Annotated in this window: 4 protein-coding genes; 2 read left to right on the top strand and 2 right to left on the bottom strand. The window is 40.0% G+C overall.

What is annotated here, in order from left to right; genetic code table 11:
- The first annotated feature begins 140 nt into the window (after window positions 1-140).
- On the top strand, window positions 141-1,658 hold the full coding sequence (locus B4033_RS11140; RefSeq protein WP_071320690.1) for an acetyl-CoA hydrolase/transferase family protein: 1,518 nt from the start codon (window positions 141-143) through the stop codon (window positions 1,656-1,658).
- A 49-nt stretch (window positions 1,659-1,707) separates the two neighbouring features.
- Here the strand turns inward: B4033_RS11140 and B4033_RS11135 are convergent, their stop codons facing one another.
- Window positions 1,708-2,067, bottom strand: a complete 360-nt coding sequence (locus B4033_RS11135) for a hypothetical protein (RefSeq protein ID WP_286833996.1) — start codon at window positions 2,065-2,067, stop codon at window positions 1,708-1,710.
- A gap of 326 nt (window positions 2,068-2,393) precedes the next feature.
- On the opposite strand from B4033_RS11135, the gene B4033_RS11130 reads away from it, so the two are divergent.
- Entirely contained in the window at window positions 2,394-3,080 is a 687-nt protein-coding gene (locus B4033_RS11130) for a DsbA family oxidoreductase (protein ID WP_004813526.1), read from the top strand.
- A 55-nt stretch (window positions 3,081-3,135) separates the two neighbouring features.
- Here the strand turns inward: B4033_RS11130 and B4033_RS11125 are convergent, their stop codons facing one another.
- Window positions 3,136-3,336, bottom strand: coding sequence for a dodecin family protein (locus B4033_RS11125; protein ID WP_004813529.1), 201 nt, complete (start codon window positions 3,334-3,336; stop codon window positions 3,136-3,138).
- Between the last annotated feature and the right edge of the window lie 245 nt (window positions 3,337-3,581).

Genomic DNA, 3,581 nt, shown 5'->3' with positions numbered 1-3,581 from the left:
TATTCAATATGTTAAAAATCATCATTTATTTTTATACCACTATTTGGCTAAAAAATTAGACCTTAGCCTAACACCTATGCAAAATACTTTTTTTGATCGGTACAATCCGTATCAGTATTCAGGAATTTAAGAGAGTTCAAATGTCTTTAGACCGTATCCGTTTAGCATCCCTACACAATAAGGTAATGAGTGCAGAACAGGCAGCTCAGTTCATCGAAGATGGCATGACTGTAGGTATGAGTGGCTTCACTCGTGCAGGTGAAGCAAAAGCGGTTCCACTGGCTCTGGTACAGCAGGCAAAAGCGAACCCATTAAAGATCACCCTCATCACTGGTGCTTCTCTAGGGAATGACCTGGACAAGCAATTAACAGAAGCTGGTGTATTGGCACGTCGTTTGCCATTCCAGGTGGACAACACCCTGCGTAAAGCAATCAACAAGGGTGAAGTGATGTTCATCGATCAGCATTTGTCTGAAACTGTTGAACAGATGCGTAACCAGCAGCTGAAAAAACCAGATGTAGCAGTGATTGAAGCGGTTGCGATTACTGAAGACGGCGGCATTATTCCTACAACTTCAGTTGGTAACTCTGCAAGCTTTGCAATTTTTGCAGAAAAAGTGATTGTAGAAATCAATACAAACTTAAGCCCAGCATTTGAAGGCTTACACGATATCTATATCCCGACTTATCGTCCAACACGTCAAGCGATTCCATTGACTAAAGTAGATGAGCGTATCGGTACACATGCAATCAATATCGATCCGGCGAAAATTGTTGGTATCGTAATTAATAGTGAATACCATGATTCTCCATCTACAGTAACAGCTCCGGATGATGAGACTCAATCTATCGCAAATCACCTGATTGCTTTCTTCGAAAAAGAAGTAGCAGCAGAACGTTTACCGAAAAACTTAGGCCCACTTCAGGCCGGTATCGGTTCAATTGCAAATGCCGTATTGACTGGTCTGAAAGAGTCTAATTTTGAAGACCTGATCATGTACTCAGAAGTACTGCAAGACTGTACTTTCGAATTGATCGATGCGGGTAAAATGAAATTTGCTTCAGGCTCATCAATTACCCTTTCTGCAAAATACGGCGAGAAAGTATTTAACAATCTTGAGCAATACAAAGATAAACTTGTATTACGTCCGCAAGAAATTTCTAACCATCCTGAACTGGTACGTCGTTTAGGTATTATCGGTATTAACACTGCACTTGAGTTTGATATCTACGGTAACGTGAACTCTACTCACGTATGTGGTAGCAAAATGATGAACGGTATCGGCGGTTCAGGTGACTTCGCGCGTAATGCACACATTGCGATCTTCGTAACCAAGTCAATTGCCAAAGGCGGTGACATCTCATCTGTTGTTCCAATGGCATCTCATGTTGACCATACTGGCCATGATGTAGATGTGCTTGTAACTGAACAGGGTCTGGCAGATCTTCGTGGTTTAGCGCCACGTGAGCGTGCTCGTGCCATCATCGACAACTGTGTACATCCAATGTACAAAGATGCATTAAATGACTACTTTGATCGTGCATGTGTACGTGGTGGTCAGACACCTCACCTTCTAAATGAAGCGTTGAGCTGGCATGCAAACTTTGAAGAAACTGGTTCGATGTTAGCCTCTGTAAAAGAAGCTAAATCTGCATAATTGAGTTGATAAAAAAACGCCCTTCGGGGCGTTTTTTTATCGGCAAAACTTAATTAAACTTGATTTGATCACCAAGGGTTTTTCCGACTTCTGAGAGACCGTGAATACTTAAAGAACATTCAATCACACCAATCGATACTACATCCTGATTGATCTGTAAGGTTAACTGCCCTTTTTCATTAAACTGAAATACACTATTAAATAAACTCAAACTCTCCTGATTACTCTGTGCAGCTACTGGGAAACCCTGCGGCGTCATTCTTTGCAATGTATCAGCCCGATATAAATCTGTTTTTGTTTGAAATGAACGATCCTGTCCTGACACCAGCGCAAGTAAATCATCATCCAAATGTTCAAAATCAGATGAATCAAAAAAACTTGCAATTGCTGGAAGCTGAATCCCTGCCATTAACATAGCGCATGTATAGCTACAGACCCTATTCATAGCACTGCCTCCTAAATTTCAGCAATATCAAAATAGCATTTTAATTCACAATAAGATCAAACACTTATCATTATTTTATGAAATATCCCCAACAGATCTATGCTATTCATTGAACTATTTCACAAAAAACGTGAATATTCAGACGAATAACCAAAGACAAGTTAAGTAATAAAGAATGTCTAAAATTTAAAATTCTTTAATCTTCTCCCTAGTTCTTTCGACCTATTCAACCTTTAAATTCTGGCTATATGCCCTCATACTTCTCCTAATAGAAATATTTAGGAAATTTCATGCGCGTAGATATCTGGTCGGATGTGGTCTGCCCTTTTTGTTATATCGGTAAAAAACGTTTAGAAGCTGCTGCAGAACAGGCAGGTGTAGAACTTGAAGTTCACTGGCATAGCTTCCAGCTTGATCCTGAAGCACCTGTACGTCAGGAAATTTCTAATTCTGAACGACTTGCGCAGAAATACGGCCGTACTGTGGCAGAAGTCGAAGAAATGCAACGTAATATTGCCGAGATGGCCAAGGCAGAAGGTATCGAGTTTAACTGGGAAGGCGCCAACTCAGGCAATACCTTTAATGCTCACCGTATTATCCATCTTGCCCAGAGCAAAGGTTTAGGTAACGAAGCTGAAGAAGCTTTTTTCTATAGTTATATGACCCAAGGTCTAGCCATTGGAGAGCGTGAAACCTTAGAAGATGTAGCAGCCCGTATAGGCCTGAATCCTGTTGAAGTTGATGACGTGCTGAATTCAGAAGAATATGCAGATTTCGTTAAATTCGATCAGGAAATTGCACGCGACCAGTTGAAAGTTACAGGTGTTCCGTTCTTTGTATTTGACCAGCGTATTGCCTTGGCGGGTGCCCAACCCAAGGAAGTATTTGTACAGGTTTTAGAAAAAGCGCTAGAGCCACCGCAGGCTGCTGCAGAACAATGTACTGATGATCAATGTGATCTGCCTAAATCTGAATAAGATAAGACACATAAAAAAAATCCCCATTTCAAATGGGGATTTTTTTGTTCTGTATTTATTCAACCAGAAAACTGATTTTAAGATTGACCCGATATTCAGTAATTTTATTGTCTTTGATGACAACTTTTTGTTCATTAATCCAGGCACCCTGAACATTCTTGACGGTTTCGGTGACCTTAGCAATGCCAGTCTGAATCGCATCCTCAAAGCTCTTATTGCTACTCGAATTAACTTCAACAACTTTTGCAATCGCCATGATGTAACTCTCTTTTTATGGTGAGTGAAGCGTCATCATAGTGGATTTAAATCCTGAGCAAACGTTCCTTAAACATCGGACAGCAAATCCTTACATGTGTTTTACAATACCGTGTTCACCTCAGTCTAATCAGCATGGCATCACCTTTTAAATCTTTCATATAAAAATCTTTATTCTTATTTAAATTATTATTTTTTAAATAAACCTTATGAAGAATGAGTTTTCTTGAAAAGATCGGAAGAGCG

This window comes from Acinetobacter sp. UBA3132 (assembly GCF_002364825.1).
GTDB classification, from domain to species: Bacteria; Pseudomonadota; Gammaproteobacteria; order Pseudomonadales; family Moraxellaceae; genus Acinetobacter; species Acinetobacter schindleri.
This window is presented reverse-complemented; position numbering and strand designations above follow the sequence as displayed.